Annotated in this window: 21 protein-coding genes; 13 read left to right on the forward strand and 8 right to left on the reverse strand. The window is 64.6% G+C overall.

Translation table 11 applies throughout. From position 1 onward, the window contains the following. Nucleotides 1-377 precede the first annotated feature (377 nt). Nucleotides 378-1,091: a DUF599 domain-containing protein gene (locus IVB41_RS31080; protein ID WP_247286889.1), complete on the reverse strand. Its 714-nt coding sequence runs from the start codon at nucleotides 1,089-1,091 to the stop codon at nucleotides 378-380. 123 nt (nucleotides 1,092-1,214) lie between these two features. Between IVB41_RS31080 and IVB41_RS31085 the strand changes: the two genes are divergently transcribed. From IVB41_RS31085 to IVB41_RS31105, 5 genes are all read left to right on the forward strand, one after another. Beyond that, nucleotides 1,215-1,877, forward strand: a complete 663-nt coding sequence (locus tag IVB41_RS31085; RefSeq protein ID WP_247361703.1) for a glutathione S-transferase family protein — start codon at nucleotides 1,215-1,217, stop codon at nucleotides 1,875-1,877. Nucleotides 1,878-1,961: 84 nt separating this feature from the next. Beyond that, the gene (locus IVB41_RS31090) at nucleotides 1,962-2,330 is read left to right on the forward strand and encodes a YidB family protein (RefSeq protein WP_247361701.1); all 369 of its coding nucleotides are present in this window, start codon (nucleotides 1,962-1,964) and stop codon (nucleotides 2,328-2,330) included. Nucleotides 2,331-2,508: 178 nt separating this feature from the next. Continuing rightward, nucleotides 2,509-2,712 carry a hypothetical protein gene (locus IVB41_RS31095; RefSeq protein WP_007611353.1) on the forward strand — a complete coding sequence of 68 codons (204 nt, stop codon included), beginning with the start codon at nucleotides 2,509-2,511 and terminating at the stop codon, nucleotides 2,710-2,712. Between the two features lie 158 nt (nucleotides 2,713-2,870). Then, nucleotides 2,871-3,842 carry a hypothetical protein gene (locus IVB41_RS31100; RefSeq protein ID WP_247438052.1) on the forward strand — a complete coding sequence of 324 codons (972 nt, stop codon included), beginning with the start codon at nucleotides 2,871-2,873 and terminating at the stop codon, nucleotides 3,840-3,842. A 42-nt stretch (nucleotides 3,843-3,884) separates the two neighbouring features. After that, entirely contained in the window at nucleotides 3,885-4,325 is a 441-nt protein-coding gene (locus IVB41_RS31105; protein ID WP_027567361.1) for a DUF1489 family protein, read from the forward strand. A gap of 18 nt (nucleotides 4,326-4,343) precedes the next feature. On the opposite strand, the gene IVB41_RS31110 is transcribed toward IVB41_RS31105, so the two are convergent. The 3 genes from IVB41_RS31110 to panC all read right to left on the reverse strand — a co-directional run bounded on the left by IVB41_RS31110 (nucleotide 4,344) and on the right by panC (nucleotide 6,022). Beyond that, entirely contained in the window at nucleotides 4,344-4,661 is a 318-nt protein-coding gene (locus IVB41_RS31110; RefSeq protein ID WP_247438054.1) for a hypothetical protein, read from the reverse strand. A 29-nt stretch (nucleotides 4,662-4,690) separates the two neighbouring features. Then, nucleotides 4,691-5,095, reverse strand: coding sequence for a hypothetical protein (locus IVB41_RS31115; RefSeq protein ID WP_247438065.1), 405 nt, complete (start codon nucleotides 5,093-5,095; stop codon nucleotides 4,691-4,693). Between the two features lie 75 nt (nucleotides 5,096-5,170). Next, nucleotides 5,171-6,022, reverse strand: coding sequence for a pantoate--beta-alanine ligase (gene panC / locus IVB41_RS31120; RefSeq protein ID WP_247438067.1), 852 nt, complete (start codon nucleotides 6,020-6,022; stop codon nucleotides 5,171-5,173). A 282-nt stretch (nucleotides 6,023-6,304) separates the two neighbouring features. Between panC and IVB41_RS31125 the strand changes: the two genes are divergently transcribed. The 4 genes from IVB41_RS31125 to IVB41_RS31140 all read left to right on the forward strand — a co-directional run bounded on the left by IVB41_RS31125 (nucleotide 6,305) and on the right by IVB41_RS31140 (nucleotide 10,097). After that, nucleotides 6,305-7,228: a division plane positioning ATPase MipZ gene (locus IVB41_RS31125; RefSeq protein ID WP_027567358.1), complete on the forward strand. Its 924-nt coding sequence runs from the start codon at nucleotides 6,305-6,307 to the stop codon at nucleotides 7,226-7,228. 345 nt (nucleotides 7,229-7,573) lie between these two features. Continuing rightward, a complete protein-coding gene (locus IVB41_RS31130) occupies nucleotides 7,574-8,434 on the forward strand; it encodes an alpha/beta fold hydrolase (RefSeq protein ID WP_007603233.1) in 861 nt (286 codons plus the stop codon). A gap of 121 nt (nucleotides 8,435-8,555) precedes the next feature. Then, nucleotides 8,556-9,305 carry a VWA domain-containing protein gene (locus IVB41_RS31135; RefSeq protein WP_247438070.1) on the forward strand — a complete coding sequence of 250 codons (750 nt, stop codon included), beginning with the start codon at nucleotides 8,556-8,558 and terminating at the stop codon, nucleotides 9,303-9,305. Between the two features lie 66 nt (nucleotides 9,306-9,371). Continuing rightward, a complete protein-coding gene (locus IVB41_RS31140) occupies nucleotides 9,372-10,097 on the forward strand; it encodes a DnaJ domain-containing protein (RefSeq protein WP_247438072.1) in 726 nt (241 codons plus the stop codon). Between the two features lie 225 nt (nucleotides 10,098-10,322). Here the strand turns inward: IVB41_RS31140 and IVB41_RS31145 are convergent, their stop codons facing one another. Continuing rightward, a complete protein-coding gene (locus IVB41_RS31145) occupies nucleotides 10,323-12,164 on the reverse strand; it encodes a D-alanyl-D-alanine carboxypeptidase (RefSeq protein ID WP_247438074.1) in 1,842 nt (613 codons plus the stop codon). A 389-nt stretch (nucleotides 12,165-12,553) separates the two neighbouring features. Between IVB41_RS31145 and IVB41_RS31150 the strand changes: the two genes are divergently transcribed. Beyond that, a complete protein-coding gene (locus tag IVB41_RS31150; protein WP_247438076.1) occupies nucleotides 12,554-12,892 on the forward strand; it encodes a phasin family protein in 339 nt (112 codons plus the stop codon). A 74-nt stretch (nucleotides 12,893-12,966) separates the two neighbouring features. Here the strand turns inward: IVB41_RS31150 and IVB41_RS31155 are convergent, their stop codons facing one another. Continuing rightward, on the reverse strand, nucleotides 12,967-14,265 hold the full coding sequence (locus tag IVB41_RS31155) for a pilus assembly protein (protein WP_247438078.1): 1,299 nt from the start codon (nucleotides 14,263-14,265) through the stop codon (nucleotides 12,967-12,969). A 487-nt stretch (nucleotides 14,266-14,752) separates the two neighbouring features. Here IVB41_RS31155 and clpS point away from each other — a divergent pair, with 487 nt between their 5' ends. The 3 genes from clpS to IVB41_RS31170 all read left to right on the forward strand — a co-directional run bounded on the left by clpS (nucleotide 14,753) and on the right by IVB41_RS31170 (nucleotide 18,411). After that, nucleotides 14,753-15,085, forward strand: a complete 333-nt coding sequence (clpS, locus tag IVB41_RS31160; protein WP_018455182.1) for an ATP-dependent Clp protease adapter ClpS — start codon at nucleotides 14,753-14,755, stop codon at nucleotides 15,083-15,085. Nucleotides 15,086-15,378: 293 nt separating this feature from the next. Then, entirely contained in the window at nucleotides 15,379-17,784 is a 2,406-nt protein-coding gene (gene clpA / locus IVB41_RS31165; protein WP_018455181.1) for an ATP-dependent Clp protease ATP-binding subunit ClpA, read from the forward strand. Nucleotides 17,785-17,865: 81 nt separating this feature from the next. Next, a complete protein-coding gene (locus tag IVB41_RS31170; protein ID WP_247438080.1) occupies nucleotides 17,866-18,411 on the forward strand; it encodes a cupin domain-containing protein in 546 nt (181 codons plus the stop codon). A gap of 46 nt (nucleotides 18,412-18,457) precedes the next feature. Here IVB41_RS31170 and IVB41_RS31175 read toward each other — a convergent pair whose 3' ends face one another. Further along, complete coding sequence (locus IVB41_RS31175) at nucleotides 18,458-19,879, reverse strand: MFS transporter (RefSeq protein ID WP_247438083.1); 1,422 nt, start codon at nucleotides 19,877-19,879, stop codon at nucleotides 18,458-18,460. A gap of 148 nt (nucleotides 19,880-20,027) precedes the next feature. Continuing rightward, a complete protein-coding gene (locus IVB41_RS31180; protein ID WP_197031132.1) occupies nucleotides 20,028-20,189 on the reverse strand; it encodes a hypothetical protein in 162 nt (53 codons plus the stop codon). Between the last annotated feature and the right edge of the window lie 43 nt (nucleotides 20,190-20,232).

The raw sequence follows: 20,232 nt of genomic DNA on the forward strand, positions 1-20,232 counted from the left end.
CCCGGCCGGCGCGGCGAAGCGATGGACGCGACTCCCTCAAGCTGATGCCCGCTCAAGTCAGAAAATTGAGATAGATCAAAGCGACTTCAGGAGTTCCCATGAGGCAATCGCTGCACAGGCCGAGACGCCGGCTTAGGATTATGATCGCAGGCTTCCCTGTGCCCTTGGATAAGAGGGGGAGGTGACCAGGCAAAGATACGGGCGAAATGCGCCGCGAGAGTGCGAAGCTATGTCTGCAATTCAAAATGCGAGCTGGAAAAGTGGCGCTGCCGCCTCATACTGCGTCAATGCGAGCGCAGCGACTTGTCCGCCACACTCCGCCCTCGTACCCCGGACGCAGCGCAAGAGCGCTGCAGCGCGTCCGGGACACAAGCGCGTCAACGACCGCGCCTCGTCTCCTCGCCATCCACCACCTCCGGCGCCATGGCCTCCCACGCGCTCGAGGCGAATTGCCGCCGCCAGGTCACGATCACCACGGCGGCCGTGGTCACGAACAACAGCCAGGGGCTGACGAACCAGCCGAGATAGCCGAGTGCGAAGAAGAAGGCGCGCTGGCCGCGGTTGAAGTGGCGGCCGGCGGATTCGAACAGGCGCGAGGTGCGGATCACATGGGCTTCGGCCTCCGGCGTGTCACGCTGCGAGGCCGCCGGCATGCCGCCGAACAGGATCGCGACATAGTTGAACAGGCGGTACGACCAGGCGAATTTGAAGAAGGCGTAGACGCAGATCAGGACAAGGCCGACGCATTTCAGCTCCCACATCGCCGGCGAGGTGCTGAGATCGATCGGCAGCTTGCTCAAGATCGTGATCGCGTCGTTGGTCGCGTGCAGCAGCGCCAGCGCGCCGCCGAGCGCGATCAGGCTGGTGGAGGCGAAGAAGGCGGTGCCGTTCTGCAGCGAGGCCATGATCTGCATGTCGACCATGCGCGCGTCGCGGTCGAGCAGCCGGCGCACCCACACTTCGCGGTAGCGGTTCATGCGCGCCGACAGGCTGTCCCGGCCATAGGCCGAATGCTCCAGCGTCAGCGCGTAGACCAGCCACTCGATGATGAAGAAGCCGACGGCGGTGATGTCGACCCAATGCCTGCTCATGTCTGTCTCCTGGCGAGGATCGCAACGCTTGCCACGCATGGCGAGGTGCAGCAACGATTGATTGGCGGCAGGCGATGGCGTTAAAAGCGGCTCGCTTCAAGCGTATCGGGAAGGACTGATGACATGGCTGCGCTGAAACTCGCAATCGGCAACAAGAATTACTCGTCATGGTCGATGCGGCCCTGGCTCGCGCTCCGCGCCAACGACATCCCGTTCGTTGAGACCCTCATCCCGCTCTACACCGACAATCCCGCGGACAAGGAGCAGATCATCTCGTTCAGCCGCGCCGGCAAGGTGCCGGTGCTGGTCGACGGCGACATCACGGTGTGGGATTCGCTCAGCATCATCGAATACCTTGCCGAGCGCTACCCGGAAGTGAAGTTGTGGCCGGACGCCGCCGCCGCCCGCGCCCATGCCCGTTCGGTGTGCGCCGAGATGCATTCCGGCTTCATGGCCCTTCGCAACGAATGCGGCATGAACCTGCACCGCCCGGTGCGCCCCATGACGCTGTCGGCGGACGCCGAGGCCAATATCGCGCGCGTGCAGGAGATCTGGCGCGAATGCCGGACCCGGTATGGCGCCAATGGACCGTTCCTGTTCGGGCGCTTCGGCGCAGCGGATGCAATGTATGCCCCGGTCGTGCACCGCTTCCGCACCTACGCAATCGAGGTCACGCCGGAGACCCGGGCCTACATGGACACGATGCTGGCGCTGCCGGCGTTCCAGGAATGGACCCGGGACGCGCTCGCCGAAACGCTCATCATCGAAAAGTTCGAGAACGTGTAGTCGCGAATGTGATTGAGCGCGGCTTGACGGCATGGTGCATGGCGGCGCTCAATCGTGGAGCTAGGGGCAAGGAGAGGGGACATCATGGGAATCCTAGACTCGCTGGAGAACAATCCGGCGCTGCGTAGCGCGCTCGGCCAGCTCGGCGCAGCCGTGTTGCCCGACGTGCTGAGCGAGGTGCTCGGCAGCAACAATCAAGGCGGTCTCGGCGCGATCGTCGCAAAGCTCCAGCAGGCGGGGTTCGGTGACCAGGTCAAATCCTGGCTCGGCAAAGGCCAGAACCTGCCGATCTCGGCCGACCAGCTCCGCGGCGTTCTCGGCAGCGATATCGTCCGCCAATTGGCTGCCCGCTACAACATCCCGGTCGACCAGCTGGGCCAGATTCTGGCCCAGGAACTGCCCAAGGCGGTGGATCACGCCAGCCCCGACGGCCGTTTGCCCCATACCGCCTGAAAAACCGGTTCCAGCGGTATCATCGGCTGGCGGCATCACTCTGAAATAACTGCAAAATTCGCACGTTTGCCATGTTGCATACTGCTGGCCAAAAACGCCCGCCGCATGCTATACCACGGCCGGGTTTCCGGCCGGCCGACGCAGTGGGACCATGGGCGTGGCAGGCGTTGTTTGAGTGATGGAGAGGGTGTTGAAGCACAAATTCCCTATTGGCGCGCGCGTATTGTTCACCGCCAGCAATGTCGCACGCCCCGCTGCCAGCGGCTCGTATGAGGTCATCCGCCTCCTGCCGACCGATGGTGACGACTGTCAGTACCGGATCAAGAGCTCGACCGAAGCCTTCGAACGCGTCGCCAAGGAAAGCCAGCTCGCGCTGTCCTGAAGGCCGCCGCTATCCGCGCATTGGCGCGTCCCGGGGAATTGTATTCTGCCGCCGTCAAAAGGCCCGCTTCACCTTCAAAAGGTGGGCCGGGGGCAGCAGCCGACTCTCGGTGCTCGCTTTGACCATTCGCTCTCTGCTCGCGTGAGGGGACGTCGCGCATGAACTGGGCATGGGCCTCGTCGCTCGACCAAATCTGGCGCTTGCCGGCGTTTCCAATGTGGATGATGCTGGCGGCTGCCGGCTTCTTCGGACTGATCCTCCTGGTCACGCTGCTGCGCGCCGAGCGATCGGTCGCCAACGGTGCGCTGACCGTTGTTGCACTACTCGCCATTGCCATCGCCTTGGCTGCCGTGGTGCGCGTCGATGGACCGGCGGGGCAGACCACGCCGACCGAGGCGCGCGCGCAGGCCGCGATGACTGCGAGCCTGCCGGCGCTGTCCTGTCTCGACGATCTTGCCGGCGAAGCCGTGGCCATTGGCTGCGAGAAGGCGCTGTTCGGCGCGCCTGACGCGGCGGCTGCGGCCGTCTCCACGACCGGGGCCAGGATCGACCGGCTGACGGCGCTCGGCGATGCCGCGACCGCGGAGAGGAGCCTGACGCCCGACATCAAGGTGCTGCGCAAATCGTTGGAGCGTGATCGCTACGGCCTAGTCGCGCAGGTGCTGGTCGCGCGCGACGGCTGCACGCAGTTCGACTGCGCCGCGTTCCGCTCGCTGACCGACCAGCAGCAGGTCGCCGCCAACATGGATTCCCATCTCTACGACACGCTGGTCGCGCGCTACGCGCCGACCTGGAATGCGCCTGCAGCAGCGCAATCGTTGCCGGCCACTGCCGCGCTTGCGGGACTGCCGCCGTCGATGCCGACGGGCAAGCCGACCAATGCGGAGTTCCCGAGTGCCTCGTCGACGCCGCCGGTCAGCATCATGAACCCGGAGCCGCCGACGCGCCAGGCGTCCCCCACCGCGAACGCAGCGGCCGCGGCTCCGCGCGCCCCGGCGGCGGCCTCGGCACAGGCCGCAGCTCCCGCCGCGAAGAAGCCGCCTGCGCCGAAGGCTGCGCGGGCGCCGGCGGCAGCACCGGTTCCGCTCACGCCGCCGGCGGCAGCTCCCCCGGCTGCGGATAACGAGTAGATCGGCATTCCAAATGCGTGGCTGCCCGGCTAATGCTTGGGCATGCCACTACATCTGATCAAGCTCGCTGTCGGCTGCGAATCCGTCAAGGAATTGAAGGAGTGGACCGCCGAACGGATGCAGACCGCCAAGAAGAAGGGTCTGCCGCAACATCACATCCACATCACCCGCATGGTGCCCAAGCGCGACGCCGAGATCCTGTCGGGCGGGTCGCTCTATTGGGTGATCAAGGGCGAGGTTGCCGCGCGCGAAAAGATCATCGGCATCGAGCCGTTCCGCGACAAGGACGGCATCGGGCGCTGCCGGATCGTGATGCAGCCGAAGGTGATCGCGGTGTCGCCGCGGCCGATGCGCCCGTTCCAGGGCTGGCGCTATCTCGCCGACGATTCGGTGCCGCCCGATCTCGGCAAGTCCGCGGCCGGCTCGATCGCGGCGATGCCGGAGCCGATGCGGCGCGAGCTGCGCGATCTCGGGTTGTTGTAGTCCGATACTCCCAAGGCGTCACTGCGACGGCGTCACGATGTGCAGCCGCGCCCAGTCGGACGGCGGTATGACGACGGGGCGCCCGCCTTCGCCGATGCCATCGACGATGTCGACGAGATCGGGCGCAATGCCCATCTCGTTCAGATATTTCCGGTGTTGCTCGCCAAAATACTCCGTGAGGCTCTCGCGCTGCTCAGCCGGGATGTTGGGCGCGAGCCGGTTACGGACGGAGCGGCTGCCCAGCACAACCTTCGTGCCCGGCGGCAGGCTGCGATGCACGCCGCCCGCCAGCGCGAGCACGCAGGCAAAATCGCAAATCAGATTCGACGCCGACAATCTTGCATCGAGCGGTCCGCCCGGACGCTTCAGCGTAAAGCATTCGGCGTCCGGCTTCCCGGCGCAGGCTGTGACCTCGGTCGTCCCGGCGGTGGCGTCGAGGCCGCGGTCGCGCAGGATGCGGCCGAGGCTGCTTGCGACCTTGAGATTGGATACGCCCAGCTATGGATCACGACAGGCAGCTTGCGCCCGGCCTGACGGTCGAGGATCGCGATCAGCCGCTTGTAGCTATCCCACTGCACAGCCCCTTCCGCGGCAATCCAGTCGGAACACCCGGGCCCGCAGGCATCGGCCGGGCCATGGGCGACGTAGAAGATCATGGCGTCGGGCGGCGAGCCGAAGGCGCCGATCGGCGGACGCTGCTGGGCCTGTACGGCGCCTGCTGCAACGAGCGCCAGCACGCAGCTCACGATCCTCGCGCTGATGGATGACATGCCCCGCCAGTCGGCTCGCTTCCTCGTGCCGATCATCCCTCCGGGCGAGCAAAGGTGCAAGATCAACCTTGGCGGTTACACCGCCATATTGTCGATCAGCCGGGTCGTGCCGAGCTTGGCCGCGACCAGGATGCGCAAGGGGCCGTCCTTGCGCGAGATGACAGGCGCCAGGGTCGCTGCATGGCGCACCTCGAAATAGTCGAGCTCAAAGCCGGCCGCCGTGATCATCGTGGCACCGCGTGCCATTGCGGCTGCGACCGCTTCGCCGGCGCGGATGCGCCCGGCGCTGTCCTTCATGGCGCGGTACAGCGTGGTCGCGGTCTGCCGCTCCTGTGGTGACAGGTAGACGTTGCGCGAGGACATCGCGAGCCCGTCGCGCTCGCGCACGGTGCGGGAACCGATCACCTTGACGCCGAGGTCGAGGTCGCGGGCCATCTGCGCCACCACCCGCAACTGCTGAAAATCCTTCTCGCCGAAGATCGCGACATCCGGCCGGCACTGCGTGAACAGCTTGCCGACGACGGTGGCGACGCCGCCGAAGAAATGCGGGCGGAAGCGGTCCTCGAGGCCGGCCAGCGCTGGTCCCTCCGGTACGATGCGGGTGGCAAAGCCCTCCGGATACATGGCCTCGGCGCCGGGATGCCAGACGATATCGACGTCCTCGGCGGCGAGCTTGGCGAGATCGGCCTTCCAGGTTCGCGGATAGGCGCCAAAATCCTCGGTCGGAGCGAACTGGGTCGGGTTGACGAAGATCGACACCACGACGCGGCTCGCGCGCCGCCTGGCCAGGCGCACCAGCGACACATGGCCGTCATGGAGCGCTCCCATGGTCGGGACCAGCGCGATCGTGGCCTTTCGCTTGCGAAGATTGTCGACGGCGCGTCGCAAGGTGGGGACCGTGCGGGCGATCAAGGGGCTGCGTGACATCAGAACTCGACGGAGTTGGGGAATCGGCGGGCGCGTCCCGGCGCCGGCAGGCTAACCTTAACAAGCGGCGACCATGGACGCCACGCATCCGGATGCGGCACAGCATCCCGCGCAAAGCCGCGTAAGAGGTCGCGACATTGTGGGTTGGATCACAGACGCGAAGCGGCGCGGCGATTCATGATGAAGGTCGGCGCGCCGCGATTTGTATTGCCTGTCACGCATTTCACTTGACCGCAGACGCGGCCAACTCGAAGATATTCGTTAGGGGTGTTGAGGATCGCGATGCTTGTGCAAGCTAGCCAAGGCCAGTCCGGCTCGGCGCATGTGGTCGTGCTCGGCAACGAGAAGGGCGGCTCCGGCAAGTCGACGACCGCCCTGCACATCGCAGTCGCGCTTCTGAAAGCCGGCCAGCGCGTCGCCACCATCGACCTCGACTGCCGTCAGCAGAGCTTTACTCACTACATCAACAACCGTTCCGCCTGGGCGCGCCGCACCAAGCTCGACCTCGAACTGCCGCTGCATCGCTGCATCAAGCTCGGCGAGACCATGCAGGTCGCCGAGAACGAGAATTCGGAGTTCCTTCAGTTCATGGAGGCGGTCTCGGCGGTCGAGAGCAGCTTCGACTTCATCGTCATCGATACGCCCGGCACCGACAGCTACCTGATGCGGCTTGCGCACTCGATGGCCGACACGCTGGTGACCCCGATCAACGACAGCTTCCTCGATTTCGATGTGCTCGGCACCGTCGACCCCGCCAATTACGCTGTGACGGGCGAGAGCCACTACGCCGAGATGGTGCGGGATGTCAGGCGCAAGCGCCGCCAACTCGACGGCGCGACCACCGACTGGATCGTCGTGCGCAACCGCCTGTCGATGCTCGGCTCCCGCAACAAGCAGCTGGTTGCCGAGGGGTTGAAGGATTTGTCGATGCGGCTGGGCTTCCGCTACGTCGACGGCTTCGCCGAACGCGTCGTCTATCGCGAGTTCTTCCCGCGCGGCCTAACCGCGCTGGACGAGATCGACGAGGCCACCCTCGGCATGCGACCCAATCTCGGCCATCTCACCGCGCGGGAGGAGGTGACGAGCCTGCTCCGCCAGCTCAAGCTTCCGCTCGATGAGCGCGGACGCCGCCGCGCCGCCAACCGTGCCGAGTGGTTCAACCAGGTAGACAAGCCGCTCGAGGTCCACGACATCCTCGGCGCCTGAGGCGGCGGTATATCGCTACTTCCGGTCGATCAAAGCGGCCGGTCTCCCGTGGGAACCCAGCCCGTGCTCAACAGTTTTCACCCCGCGTTTACTGCAAAATTGAACCCGATCGAGACAGGTTGCGTCGGAAGGTGACGTGCACCCTGACGTAGCCGTATGAGAGCGAGGTGCCCAACAAACGTGTGCGCCGCACAATGAAAGGGCTGCCAGTTCACAATATTTAGCCTTCCTGTCACGCGGCTGTGACATATATTAGGGAATAGGCGACCAGGGGCCGAAGAGCTCCGGAAGAACACGATTTTCAACAGGGATTCAGGCCGCAAGAGCCTGAGGCTGAGGACGAAAATGAAGCGTGGAATTGCCGTTCTGGTTTCGGTCAGTGCCCTCTGCGGCGTCGCCTATTTCACGGCGAGCAAGTGGGCAATCAGGCACGAGACCATCACCTTCTACGATGCCTCGCGCGACAACCGTGCGGTGCCCGTCGATATCGCGATCCGTCGTGACAAGGAAATGCAGGCCAATGCCGGCATGATCACGATGCCGGTCGCCGTGATCAACCACGGCAACACCGTCAAGAACACCGAGTACGGCTTCCTCGCCAACATTTTCGCTGCGCGCGGCTATCTCGTCGTCAGCCCGCAGCATGATTTGCCGACCGATCCTCCGATGGTGACCAAGCCCGGTGAGATCTATGTCGGCCGGCTGCCGCAGATCCTGCGCGGCGTCGCCAACATCCATCTCGCCATGCAGGAGATGAAGAAGGTTCAGCCCAACGCCGACTACGAAAAGGTGACGATGGTCGGCCACTCCATGGGCGGCGACATCACGATGTATTTCGCCAAGCAGTATCCGGATGAGGTCAAGAAGGTCGTCACGCTCGACAATCTTCGCGTGCCCTTCGTCACCGCCGGCAAGTTCAAGATCCTGTCGTTCCGCTCCACCGATCCGCAGTTCAAGGCCGATGCGGGCGTGATCCCGACCGACGAGGAATGCGAGAAGGCCGGTATCCAGGTCGTGAAGACCGAATTCCAGCACAACGATATGCGCGACACCGGTCCGGACGCGGCCAAGAATTCGATCCAGGGCATGCTCGACAAGTTCCTGAGCGCGACCGACAGTGAAGTGGCGCCGGTCGATACGCAATCGTCCCCGCCCAAGATTCTCGAGCCCGGGCCGGTCGCTTTGATGGCGCCTGCCAAGAGCTGACGCCTTCCTCGTCGTCGATACCGATTTTCAAAGCCTCCGCCGGCTTCCGCCTGCGGGGGCTTTGCACATTGACCGGGCGTCATGCGCTGACCACATTAGCCGTTCACGCCAAGGTCAAGAAATGTCCGGCGAACCCATCAAACCGCGCGGCCGCGATGCCGTCTCGACGCAACCAGGCGGCGCTGTGCCGCAGGCGGGGACCTCGACCCCGGAGGACATCGCCGCCTTCGTCGCAAACGCGCGCGCGCTGTCACCGCATGCGCCCGGTGCGAAAGGGCGGCTGATCTTCGCGCTGGATGCGACGATGAGCCGGCAGCCGACCTGGGACATGGCCTGTGCGCTTCAGGCTGACATGTTCCGTGAGACCGCCGCGCTCGGCAGTCTCGACATCCGACTCGTCTACTATCGCGGCTTCAACGAGTGCCGCGCCACGGGATGGATCTCCGACAGCGCCAGGCTGGCGGCGCTGATGAGCAAGATCGATTGCCGTGGCGGCGACACCCAGATCGGCAAGGTGCTGAGCGAGGCGCGGCGCGAGGCAGTCGCATCCGGCGTGCGCGCCGTCGTCTTCGTCGGCGACGCCATGGAGGAGAACGTCGACGAGCTCTGCGCCAAGGCCGGCGAGCTCGGCATGCTCAAGGTACCTGTGTTCGTATTTCAGGAAGGCTATGACGCGGTGGCCGAGCAGGCCTTTCGCGAGATCGCGCGCCTGACCGGCGGCGCCTGGTGCCGGTTCGATCCGGGTGCGGCGGCGCAGTTGCGCGAGCTGTTGCGCGCAGCCGCCGCCTACGCGGCCGGCGGACGCGAGGCGCTGTTGCAATTGGCGAAGACCGCCAGTGGCGCGGCCAGGCTGATCGGCCAGATGAAGTAGCGCTGCAGCGGTCTGCGGGGCCAAGGACTCGATGCTTTTTGGCGATAGGCCGACTATATTCCGGCCATGACCCTGATTGCCGGTGCTATCGCTGTTATCACCCTTTATCTGCTGCTCCAGATGTTCCGTTCGGCCAATCCGGCCGCGCTTGCGCGCGCGATCAGGTTCGGTGGCGGCGTGGTCGCGCTGGCTGTCGCAGCGTTCACGGGATTGAAGGGCGAACTGGTGGTGGCGATCCCGCTCGGGATATTCGGCGCCGGGCTCCTGGGCTGGACACCGATGGCAAACGCCGGCTTCGGCAATATCGGCGGGCTGTTCGGCGCCGGCGCGACGCGCCCGGCTGGTCAGGCGTCGCGCGTGCGCTCGCAATTCCTGGATATGCGGCTCGATCACGATTCCGGCCAACTCGGAGGCCGGATCGTCGCCGGCCCTCACGCCGGCCGCGATCTCGATGAGTTCGATCTCGCGGCCCTGCTGGCAATGGTCCCGGCGTTCGACGCCGAGAGCGTGGCCCTACTTGAAAGCTATCTGGACCGCCGGTTTCCCGCTTGGCGTCAGAACGCGCAGGGCGACGCGGCAGGGGGGCAGCGCCGCACGGTGGCGACCGGCAAAATGACGACGGAGGAGGCCTATCAGATCCTTGGCCTGCAGCCGGGGGCGGGCCGTGACGACATCAGCCGGGCTCACAAGTCCCTGATGAAGAAACTGCATCCCGACCAGGGGGGCTCGACGTATCTCGCTGCCCGGGTAAACGAGGCCAAGGATACTCTGCTTCGCACGCATAACGGCTGACTCCGGCACCACGCTACAAACGCTCGTCCCGTGTGTGCCCCGCTCGCTCTGTTTGCCGTCGCCCCGATGCCCGCCATTGTCGGCGTGGTCGATCCCTTGCGTAAAGTTTTAACCGTAAATCCTTGACGAGAGGTTGTCGTGGAACAGCCTCGTCGGCCACCGCATCCCGAAAATGAAAATGCCCGCGCAAGGCGCGGGCATTTTGATTGGAACGGTGCGAAAAGATCAGTTGCGGACGGTCATGCAGGAGATATCGGCACGCTTCAGGGTGCGGCAGACGGCTTCCGCCTGGTCGCGGTCGAGCCCGGCGAAGCGGGCGCGGTAGAGCTTGCGATTGTCTTTCGCGACGACCGGCTCGGTGAACGGATCGGCCTTGCTGAGCAGGCCGCGAGCCGAGCTGCGCGCCGCGTCGATGCGCTGCTGGGCTTCGTTCTCGCTCTCGAGCGCGCCGACCTGGACGATCCAGCCGCTGTGGGTGACGATCGGCTTCGTGGTGGCGCTCATCTGGACCGGCTGCAGCGCCGGGTCGGCTGACGCAAGCTTCGTAGCAGCCGGGGCGGGTGCGGCGGCGGCGGCCGGCAATACGCCGAGGATGCCATTGCCGGTGCCGAAGCCCGCCGGCTGACGCGGCAGCTCGGTACGGGCGATCTCGGCCTTCGGCGCCTCCGGTTGGCTGGCGACCTCGGGCTTGTTGATGAGGTCTGCCCGGGCCACGACGGCGCCGGAGGTTTCGGCGACGTCGGAACGGGACGCGATCGTGCTCGTGACCTGCGGTGCGATCTGAGCCGGGGCGGCGGAGGCGACCTTCACGGTGCCGGCCTTGACCTGCACGGTCTTGACCCGGACCGGCTTCATCGGCTCGGACGAGCCGGGGATGATCGAGAGGGGCTGGCTCGAGATCACGCCATTGGTGAGCGGCGCAGGCTCGATCTTGGATTCAGTCGACCGACCTTCAGGCTTGTTGGCTTCAGATCTGGGCTGAGACGGCGGCACCGCGGCAGTCGCAGCCGCGAGCGTCGACAGGCGCGCGGCGAGACGCGACGGGGCTGCTTCGGGAGCAGGGGCAGCCTGAACCTGCGGAGCGGAGCGTGCCGGGGTATCCGACGCATCAGCGACTTCGGCAGCGGCGTCGGAGCCGTTGCGCTCGGTGACCGCGGCGACGGTGTGGGTGGTCGCGGCCTTGTCGAGGTTCTCCGCGAGCAGGTTGCGCATGATGGCGTCGCGCGAGCCGCCGCTCCGGCCGCCCAGCACCACGCCGATCAGGTGGCGGTTGCCGCGGCGCATCGAGGTCACGAGATTGAAGCCGGAGGCGCGGGTGTAGCCGGTCTTGATGCCGTCCACGCCCTCGACATTCCCGAGCAGATGATTGTGGTTCCGGATCGACTGTCCGCGCCAGTTGAACGTCGAGGTCGCGAAATAGCGATAATAGCGCGGGAAGCGCTCCTGGATGGCGCGGCCGAGCGTGGCCTGGTCGCGCGCGGTCGTGACCTGCTCGTCGTTGGGAAGACCGTTGGCGTTGCGGTAAACCGTCCTGGACATACCGAGCGAACGCGCCTTGCGCGTCATCATCTGGGCGAAGTCGTCCTCGTCGCCGCCAATCGCTTCAGCGATCACAACGGCTGCGTCATTGGCGGAGCGGGTGACGAGACCCTTGATTGCGTCCTCGACGCGAATGGTCTGGCCGGCACGCAGGTTCAACTTGGTTGGATCCTGATCGGCGGCGTGCTGCGACACCGGCATCTCGGTGTCGAGCTTCAACTTCCCGGACTCGAGGCGCTCGAACAGCAGATAGAGCGTCATGATCTTGGTCAGCGAGGCCGGGTGGCGGATCCCGTCGGGACTCGTTGCCTGAAGCACGGACCCGGAATTGCCGTCGACGATGATCGACGCGAATTTCGGGCTGGAACTCTCGGACACATCGCGCTGCACGCGGTGGTGCGCGTAGTGACGACGGTGGCGCCGCGCCTCGGCAGCATCTGTGGTGAAGATGACCGCACTGGTGACCGCAAGTAGCCCAAAAACGCCAACCCGCGCCAAGCGCGAGGAAGACAAGTTTTTACGAAGCATGAAACCCCGTCCCCGTTTCTGACTTGATCACCGGCTCGTGAGGCGAAATTGTGCCCATGGGACCCGGGATCATTACCTGCTCAGGCTGTCCTTCCGCAGGTGTTCTCTGCGGGGGGACGTTGGGCCTGAGCCGCTATTCTGGCTAAGGTGATGTTCTCCAACGGCTTTTGGCCGTTTGTGGAAGCTGAACACGTCCAGGGAATCAAAGTAGGGCGCTGCGGTTTCCAAAAGCTTAAGGAACCCTTGCGGGAAAACCCGGGAATTGGTGCGAACTTGTCCTTATTTTTGTGCGTCGCACAAAATTCTTGACTTTTTTGTGCGCTGCACTAATTGTAAGCAGGGTCAGGGAGCCGGGGCTTCCCGACGAGAGCTAGGGAAAAGGATTCCGAATGTTCAAGGTTGAAGACTTTCAAGGCTACGGGAAAGAGCACTTCGAGCAGTACGTCGCCTCCGCGACCTCGATGCAGCACGGCCTTCAGGCGATCGCCAGCGCCTATGGCGACTACACCAAGAAGTCGTTCGAAGACACCAAGTCCTTCGTCGAGAAGCTTTCCGGCGTGAAGTCGCTGGACAAGGCCGTCGAAGCGCAGACCGAATTCGCCCGTTCCGCCTACGAGTCCTTCGTCGCGGAATCGCAGAAGATCGCCAGCCTTTACAGCGACCTCGCCAAGCAGGCCTTCAAGCCGGTCGAGACCATCGTGTCGAAGTTCACTCCGGCCGCCAGCTAACGTTTCCTGACGTCCTGGAATCAAAAGCCCGGCTGAAGCAGCCGGGCTTTTTTGTTTGTCGTGGCGTGTCGATCTCAGCGCGCTACGCGCAGCTTGGATAACGACGTGCCGATGTCCTTGAACACCGAGACGGTCTGATCTGCCTTCGTCACCAGATAGAACTTGTCGGTGCCGCTCGCGCAATATTGCAGCACGCTGGACGTCGGATCGCTGCCGGTGTTCACCTGCACCGTATAGATCGTGATGTTCGCCGCCTTGGCGTTGTCGCACAGCTTCTTCTGCCGCGCGTCGATTTGCCAGGCGTTGCTGTACCAGCGGTTCTGCGTATTGAGACCGTCGGAGAGCAGCACGATCGCATCCTTGTAGGTGTAGTTGGGGTCCTTGGCCGGCGCGGTCATGGGATCGCCAGCCGACAGCGTCATCCAGCCCCAGGCGAGGCCAATGCCCTGGTTGGTGTTGCCGGTGGGCTTCATGGCGTCGATCCGACTCTTGAGTAAGCTCCAGTCGTAGCTCAGCGGCATGATTGGCTGCAGATAGGACGAACTGCCGGGGTCGCAGTAGGAGTACTGTTCGGCCGGGAACTGCGTTCCCGCGTTGCCGCTCGTGGGCGTCGTGTTCTTCGTGTCGTAGTCCTGGTCGCGGTCGACCACGCATCCCGTCCATGTGTTGTGGTTGGCGAACCTGGTGCCGCGGGCCGCGTCCCAATCGCTGAAATCGACCCAGTACTTGCTGTAGTTGCTGGCGCCGACGTTGACGTCCTTGGCAAACGGAACAATCGAGATGTAGACGTCGCCATCGGTCTTGGCGAGCGGGCTGAGCTGGTCGACCAGGCTCTTCGCGGCGGTCTGCATCGCCGCCATCTTGCCGTCGTCGGCCATCGACCCCGTGTTGTCGAGCACCAAGGCCACGCGCATGCGCACCAGGCCCCAGGCGCTGGTGGAATTGGCGCCGACGTCAAGTGTCGGGAAGCCTGCGACCTTCATGAAGGTGGTCGTGTAGGTGCCGGTGCCGGTGACCTGGATGGTGGAGCCCATGCTGGTGCTTGCGGTGTAAGTGGCCGCGATGCTGACCGACGGCAGGGCGTTGGTTGCGGTGAACAGGGCGTTGAAATAAGCCTGCGCCTTGATGCTGATCTGCGAAGTCGTGATGGTGCCGGACGACAGATCCTTGGAGACCATCAGCGAGGTCGAATCGAGGGCTGCCTGCATTGCGGAACGAGCCTGGGCCGCGCGGCTGTAATCGATTGCAGCTCCGACGAAGCCTAAAACCGGGAGCAGCGCGATGGCGAAGATCACGGCGATATTGCCTTGTTCGGCCGCTGCAAACCGGGCGAGGTGTCGACCAATACGGCTGACGAATGGCAGGCGAGACATGACGATTCCCGGAAATCTGTGACTTTGCCCGTTTTCGCGCCACGCCGTTGAACGCAGGGTAAATCGGTCCGTAGAAAACCGGAGATAGCCCGCGCGAAACAGCCGCAGCCACGCTGCCGGCCGGGTTCCTGGTCAACATCTTCTAAACGGGCGGGGCGGAAGCTTTTGTCAAATCAGTCCGGATTGATTAACCTTGGCAAGGATCGCCCGGACCGGGAATCGGGACCGCCATGGCCGCATCGGCCGAGCTGTCGTACGCTTGCGGCGAGCCGGGGGCAGGCCCATATTCGGTGAGGCCGATCCGGCTTGGACCGGACCGGCTGGAAGCGGCGATCCAACAAGGCGGTGCGCCTGTGCGAAGCTCCAAAAGCCGGGGCTGCGCGGCAAACCGTCATACGCTTCCGTGGGGAATTTGAACGCCTGAGCCATGCCGCAACTGTCTTCCAGACCAGATCCGTCCGCGGCCGCCGCCGCCCACGCTGCCCTGATGAGCAACGACGAGAACCGTTCCGGCGGTCCCTCCGCGCCAAACACGTCCGTCATCACCAAGGTCAAGCCGAAGACCAAACGGCCGAACCTGTACCGTGTGCTGATCCTGAACGACGACTACACGCCGATGGAATTCGTCGTTCATGTGCTGGAGAAATTCTTCCAGAAGGACGCCGAGGCTGCAACCAAGATCATGCTGCACGTTCATCATCACGGGATCGGGGAGTGCGGCGTGTTCACCTACGAGATCGCCGAGACCAAGGTGACGCAGGTGATGGATTTCGCTCGCAAGCACCAGCATCCGCTGCAATGCGTGATGGAAAAGAAGTAAGACTCGACACGTTACGGCGCGTTCGAAGCCGGCTTGTGCATGCCGCAGTGTGATTGCCGCGTGATGTCTGCGCGCGATGTTCGTTGCAGACGGCAAAACTACGGAATTTCGGACCGGTGCCGAGCGTGCCCAAACCGGAACGGGTTTTGCATCGAAAAATACCTCAGCTGTGCAGCCGCCTGAGTCGCGGAACCGGTCTTTCGCCGCGATCTTGTATAACTATATGTGACAAAGGTTGTTGTTGCCTGACCGGGCGATGGCGATCATGATGGTGGGGGCCATAGAGGACGCGAATGCCGACTTTTTCCCAAAGCCTTGAACAATCCCTGCATCGTGCACTGGCGATCGCAAACGAGCGTCATCACCAATACGCGACGCTCGAGCATCTTTTGCTCTCCCTGATCGACGACTCCGATGCAGCCGCCGTCATGCGCGCCTGTAGCGTCGATCTCGACAAGCTCCGTACGAGCCTCGTCAATTATCTTGAGACCGAATTCGAGAACCTGGTGACTGACGGCGCCGACGACGCCAAGCCGACCGCAGGCTTCCAGCGCGTGATCCAGCGCGCGGTGATCCACGTGCAGTCGTCCGGTCGCGAAGAGGTGACCGGCGCCAACGTGCTGATCGCGATCTTTGCCGAGCGCGAGAGTCATGCCGCGTATTTCCTGCAGGAGCAGGACATGACGCGCTACGACGCCGTCAACTACATCAGCCACGGCATCGCCAAGCGGCCGGGCGTCTCCGAGGCGCGGCCGGTGCGAGGCGTCGACGAGGAGACGGAGACCAAGGGCAGCGAGGACGCCAAGAAGAAGGGCGAGGCGCTCGAGACCTATTGCGTCAACCTCAACAAGAAGGCGCGGGATGGCAAGATCGATCCGGTGATCGGACGCAATTCCGAGATCAACCGCGCGATCCAGGTGCTGTGCCGCCGGCAGAAGAACAATCCGCTGTTCGTGGGCGAGGCCGGCGTCGGCAAGACCGCGATCGCGGAGGGCCTGGCCAAGCGCATCGTCGACAGCGAGGTGCCGGAGGTGCTGGCGGCTGCGACCGTGTTCTCGCTCGACATGGGCACGCTGCTCGCCGGTACGCGCTATCGCGGCGACTTCGAGGAACGCCTGAAGCAGGTGCTGAAGGAGCTCGAGGCGCATCCCAATGCCATCCTGTTCATCGACGAGATCCACACCGTGATCGGTGCGGGCGCGACGTCGGGCGGGGCGATGGATGCCTCGAACCTGCTCAAGCCCGCGCTCGCTTCCGGCACCATCCGCTGCATGGGCTCGACCACCTACAAGGAATACCGCCAGCACTTCGAGAAGGACCGCGCGCTGGTGCGGCGCTTCCAGAAGATCGACGTCAACGAGCCGACGGTCGAGGACGCGATCGCGATCCTCAAGGGCCTCAAGCCGTACTTCGAAGACTACCACCGGCTGAAATACACCAATGAGGCGATCGAGGCTGCGGTGCAGCTCTCTTCGCGCTACATCCACGACCGCAAGCTGCCGGACAAGGCGATCGACGTGATCGACGAATCCGGCGCGGCGCAGATGCTGGTCGCCGAGAACAAGCGCAAGAAGACCATCGGCATCAAGGAGATCGAGACGACGATCGCCTCGATGGCGCGGATCCCGCCGAAGAGCGTGTCGAAGGACGATGCCGAGGTGCTCAAGCATCTCGAGCAGACCCTGAAGCGCACCGTGTTCGGTCAGGACAAGGCGATCGAGTCGCTCGCCGCTTCGATCAAGCTGGCGCGTGCCGGCCTGCGCGAGCCGGAGAAGCCGATCGGCTGCTATCTGTTCTCTGGTCCGACCGGCGTCGGCAAGACCGAGGTCGCGAAACAGCTCGCGGCGTCGCTCGGCGTCGAGCTGTTGCGCTTCGACATGTCCGAATACATGGAGCGGCACACGGTGTCGCGCCTGATCGGCGCGCCTCCCGGCTATGTCGGCTTCGATCAGGGCGGCTTGCTCACTGACGGCGTCGACCAGCATCCGCATTGCGTGGTGCTGCTGGACGAGATCGAGAAGGCGCATCCCGATCTCTACAACGTGCTGCTCCAGATCATGGATCACGGCCGGCTCACCGACCACAACGGCAAGCAGGTCAACTTCCGCAACGTGATCCTGATCATGACCACGAATGCGGGCGCGTCCGATCTCGCCAAGCAGGCGTTCGGCTTCACGCGCTCGAAGCGGGAAGGCGACGACCACGAGGCGATCAACCGGCAGTTCGCGCCGGAATTCCGCAACCGTCTCGATGCCGTCGTGTCGTTCGGCCATCTCAGTGTCGAGGTGATCGGTACGGTGGTCGAGAAGTTCGTGCTTCAGCTCGAAGCGCAACTCGGCGATCGCGATGTCACCATCGAACTGTCCGACCCTGCCAAGACCTGGCTGGTGAAGCATGGTTACGACGAGCAGATGGGCGCACGTCCGATGGCTCGCGTGATCCAGGAGCACATCAAGAAGCCGTTGGCCGACGAGGTGCTGTTCGGCAAACTCAAGGGTGGCGGCCATGTCCGCGTCGTCCTGGTCAAGGACGAGGCCGACGAGACCAAGGACAAGATCGGCTTCGAGTTCGTCGAGGGGCCGGTCACGCCGAAGCAGGAGAAGCTCCCGGGAGCCCGCAAGCGCCCGCCGGGCAAGTCCAAGCCAGGTGGCCCCGGCGGCTCGAAGGGGCCGACCAAGAGCCCGCTGGTCAAGGCTTGATCCGCACGCGATGAATTGAAAAGGCCGGCTGAGAAGCCGGCCTTTCTTATTGGCAGTCAAATATAAGCAAGAAGATCCGACATGACCGACACGCCTTCTGCAAACTCGCCGTCAGCTTCCTCGATCCCCGCCGACGATCCCGCGCGCGCCCTGACGGTCGCCAATCCCGACGGCGCTGACGTGCCGCATATCTCTGTGGCCGGCGGCACCTACACGGTCCTGGTGTCGGGCGCGCAGACCGCAGGACGCTATTGCCTGGTCGACATGCTGGTGCCCGCCGGCGGCGGGCCCCCGCCGCACCGCCACGACTTCGAGGAAATGTTCACGCTGCTCGAAGGCGAACTTGAATTCACCTTTCGCGGTAAGTCCCACACGGTAAGTGCGGGGTCGACCGTCAACGTTCCGGCCAACGCGCCGCACGCGTTCAAGAACGTGTCCGGCAAGACGGCCCGTATGCTCTGCATGTGCACGCCAGCGGGACAGGACGAATTCTTCCTGGCGGTTGGCTTTCCCGTCGAAGGCCGCACGTCGCCACCGCCGAAGCCGACCCCGGAAGAGATGGCCGAGAAAGGCAAGCTGATCGCAGCACTGCTGCCGAAATATCGCACCGAGATGGTGAAGATGTGAAGAGGGGCGGACCTAGCCGAAATCGGCCTTCCCAAATGGTCACGCGCTATTCGCCGCGCAGGCGCTGGTCGTCTTGCACCCGAACATGCTCGGCGCCGCGCGCACCCGCGGACGACAGCCGCAACATGCTCAGGGCCGCGCCGCAGAGCGCAAAGCCGACGCCTGTCAGCAACGCGATCCTGGTTCCCTCGATCGGATAGCGGCCGAGGAACAGCGCGACCAGCGCTGCCCCGGTGGTCTGCCCAAGCAGCCGCGCCGTGCCCAGCATGCCGCTGGCGCCGCCGGCACGCTCGCGCGGGGCGGCTGCGATCATGGTGCGGTTGTTGGGGGTCTGGAACAGGCCGAAGCCGGCGCCGGCCAGCGCCATTCGCCAGATCACGTCGAGCGGCGTGGGCGCCGCCGGCAGCAAAGCGAGCGCAGCGAGGCCGCAGGCGAACAGCGTGAGGCCGATGCCGCCGAGCAGGCCGGCCGGATAATGCTCGACCAGGCGGCCGGCGAGGGGGGCTGCGAACGCCACCGCGATCGGCCATGGCGTGATCAAGAGGCCCATATGGACCGCCGAATAGCCGAAGCGGCTCTGGAGGTAGAAGGGGATCGCAACGAAGGCCAGCATTTGCCCGCAGAACGAGGCGATCGAGGTTGCAATCGACAGCGCGAACACCGGGATACGCAATAGGTCGATCGGCAGCAGCGGCGAGGCCATGTGGGTCTCGCGGTAAATCAGCAATGCGCCGGCGACGAGCGCTACGGCGAACTGCACGAGGCAGGTGATCGCCGCTTCGCCATGACCGACGCTATCGACGGCCGCGATGCCGACACCGAAGGTGATCGCGGACAGCCCCGCGCTCTGCCAGTCGAAGGAATGGCTCGCAGGCCTGGTGTGCGGCAGGCTGCGCAGGCCCAGCACCAATGTCACCACGCCGAGCGGGACGTTGATGGCGAACAGCCAGGGCCAGCTGCCGAACGCGAGGATGCCGGCGGCCAGCGTCGGGCCGACCGCGGCCGAGAAGGCGACGACGAGGGCGTTGAGCCCGATGCCACGGCCGAGCTGGCTGCGGGGGTAAGTGAAACGCACCAGCGCTGCGTTGACGCTCATGATTCCGGCCGCGCCGAAGCCCTGCACGATGCGTGCGATCGTGAGCAGCGGCAGCGTGTGCGCCAGCGCGCAGAATGCGGAGGCAAGCGTGAACAGCACCAGCCCGACCAGATAGACGCGGCGATAACCGACGATCTCGCCGAGCGAAGCCAGCGGCAGCAGCGAGATCGTGATCGCGAGCTGGTAGCCGTTGACGATCCAGATCGAGAACGCCGGGCTCGCGTCGAGGTCGGCCGCGATCGTCGGGAGCGCGACGTTGGCGATGGCGCTGTCGACCACTGCCATGATGATGCCGAGCGCAATGGTCAGGACCGCCTGGCCCCGCTGCGGCTGCGGCAGGCCGTCGGCGTGCTCCATGGGGGCTGGCGACATGAGGGCGGCGTGCTTGATTCGAGCCGTGGTTCGTCTCCGGATTAGGAAATTGCGAGATGCATCGCAACCCGGCAGGATACGGGCGGTTCCTGCGTCGGGAGCGGGTCTCCCGGCACCGCGGGCATGGGTCGGAACGGCCTTCGCGGACTCACCAGCGCGAGGTCGACTTCCCGAACACATAGAGCGCGACGAGCCCAACCGTCACCGCGGTCGAGACGATCCGGATGGTGCGGTCCCAATCGATTCCGCTCCGCTCGGCGCGGTTGAGATTGAGAGCGGTGAACAGGGCCTTCATGGCAAATCGGCGCATCGGGCTGCCTCGCGGGTGCGCACGATGCCACTGTCGGCGCGGA

It is taken from the genome of Bradyrhizobium sp. 44 (assembly GCF_023073095.1).
Lineage (GTDB): Bacteria > Pseudomonadota > Alphaproteobacteria > Rhizobiales > Xanthobacteraceae > Bradyrhizobium.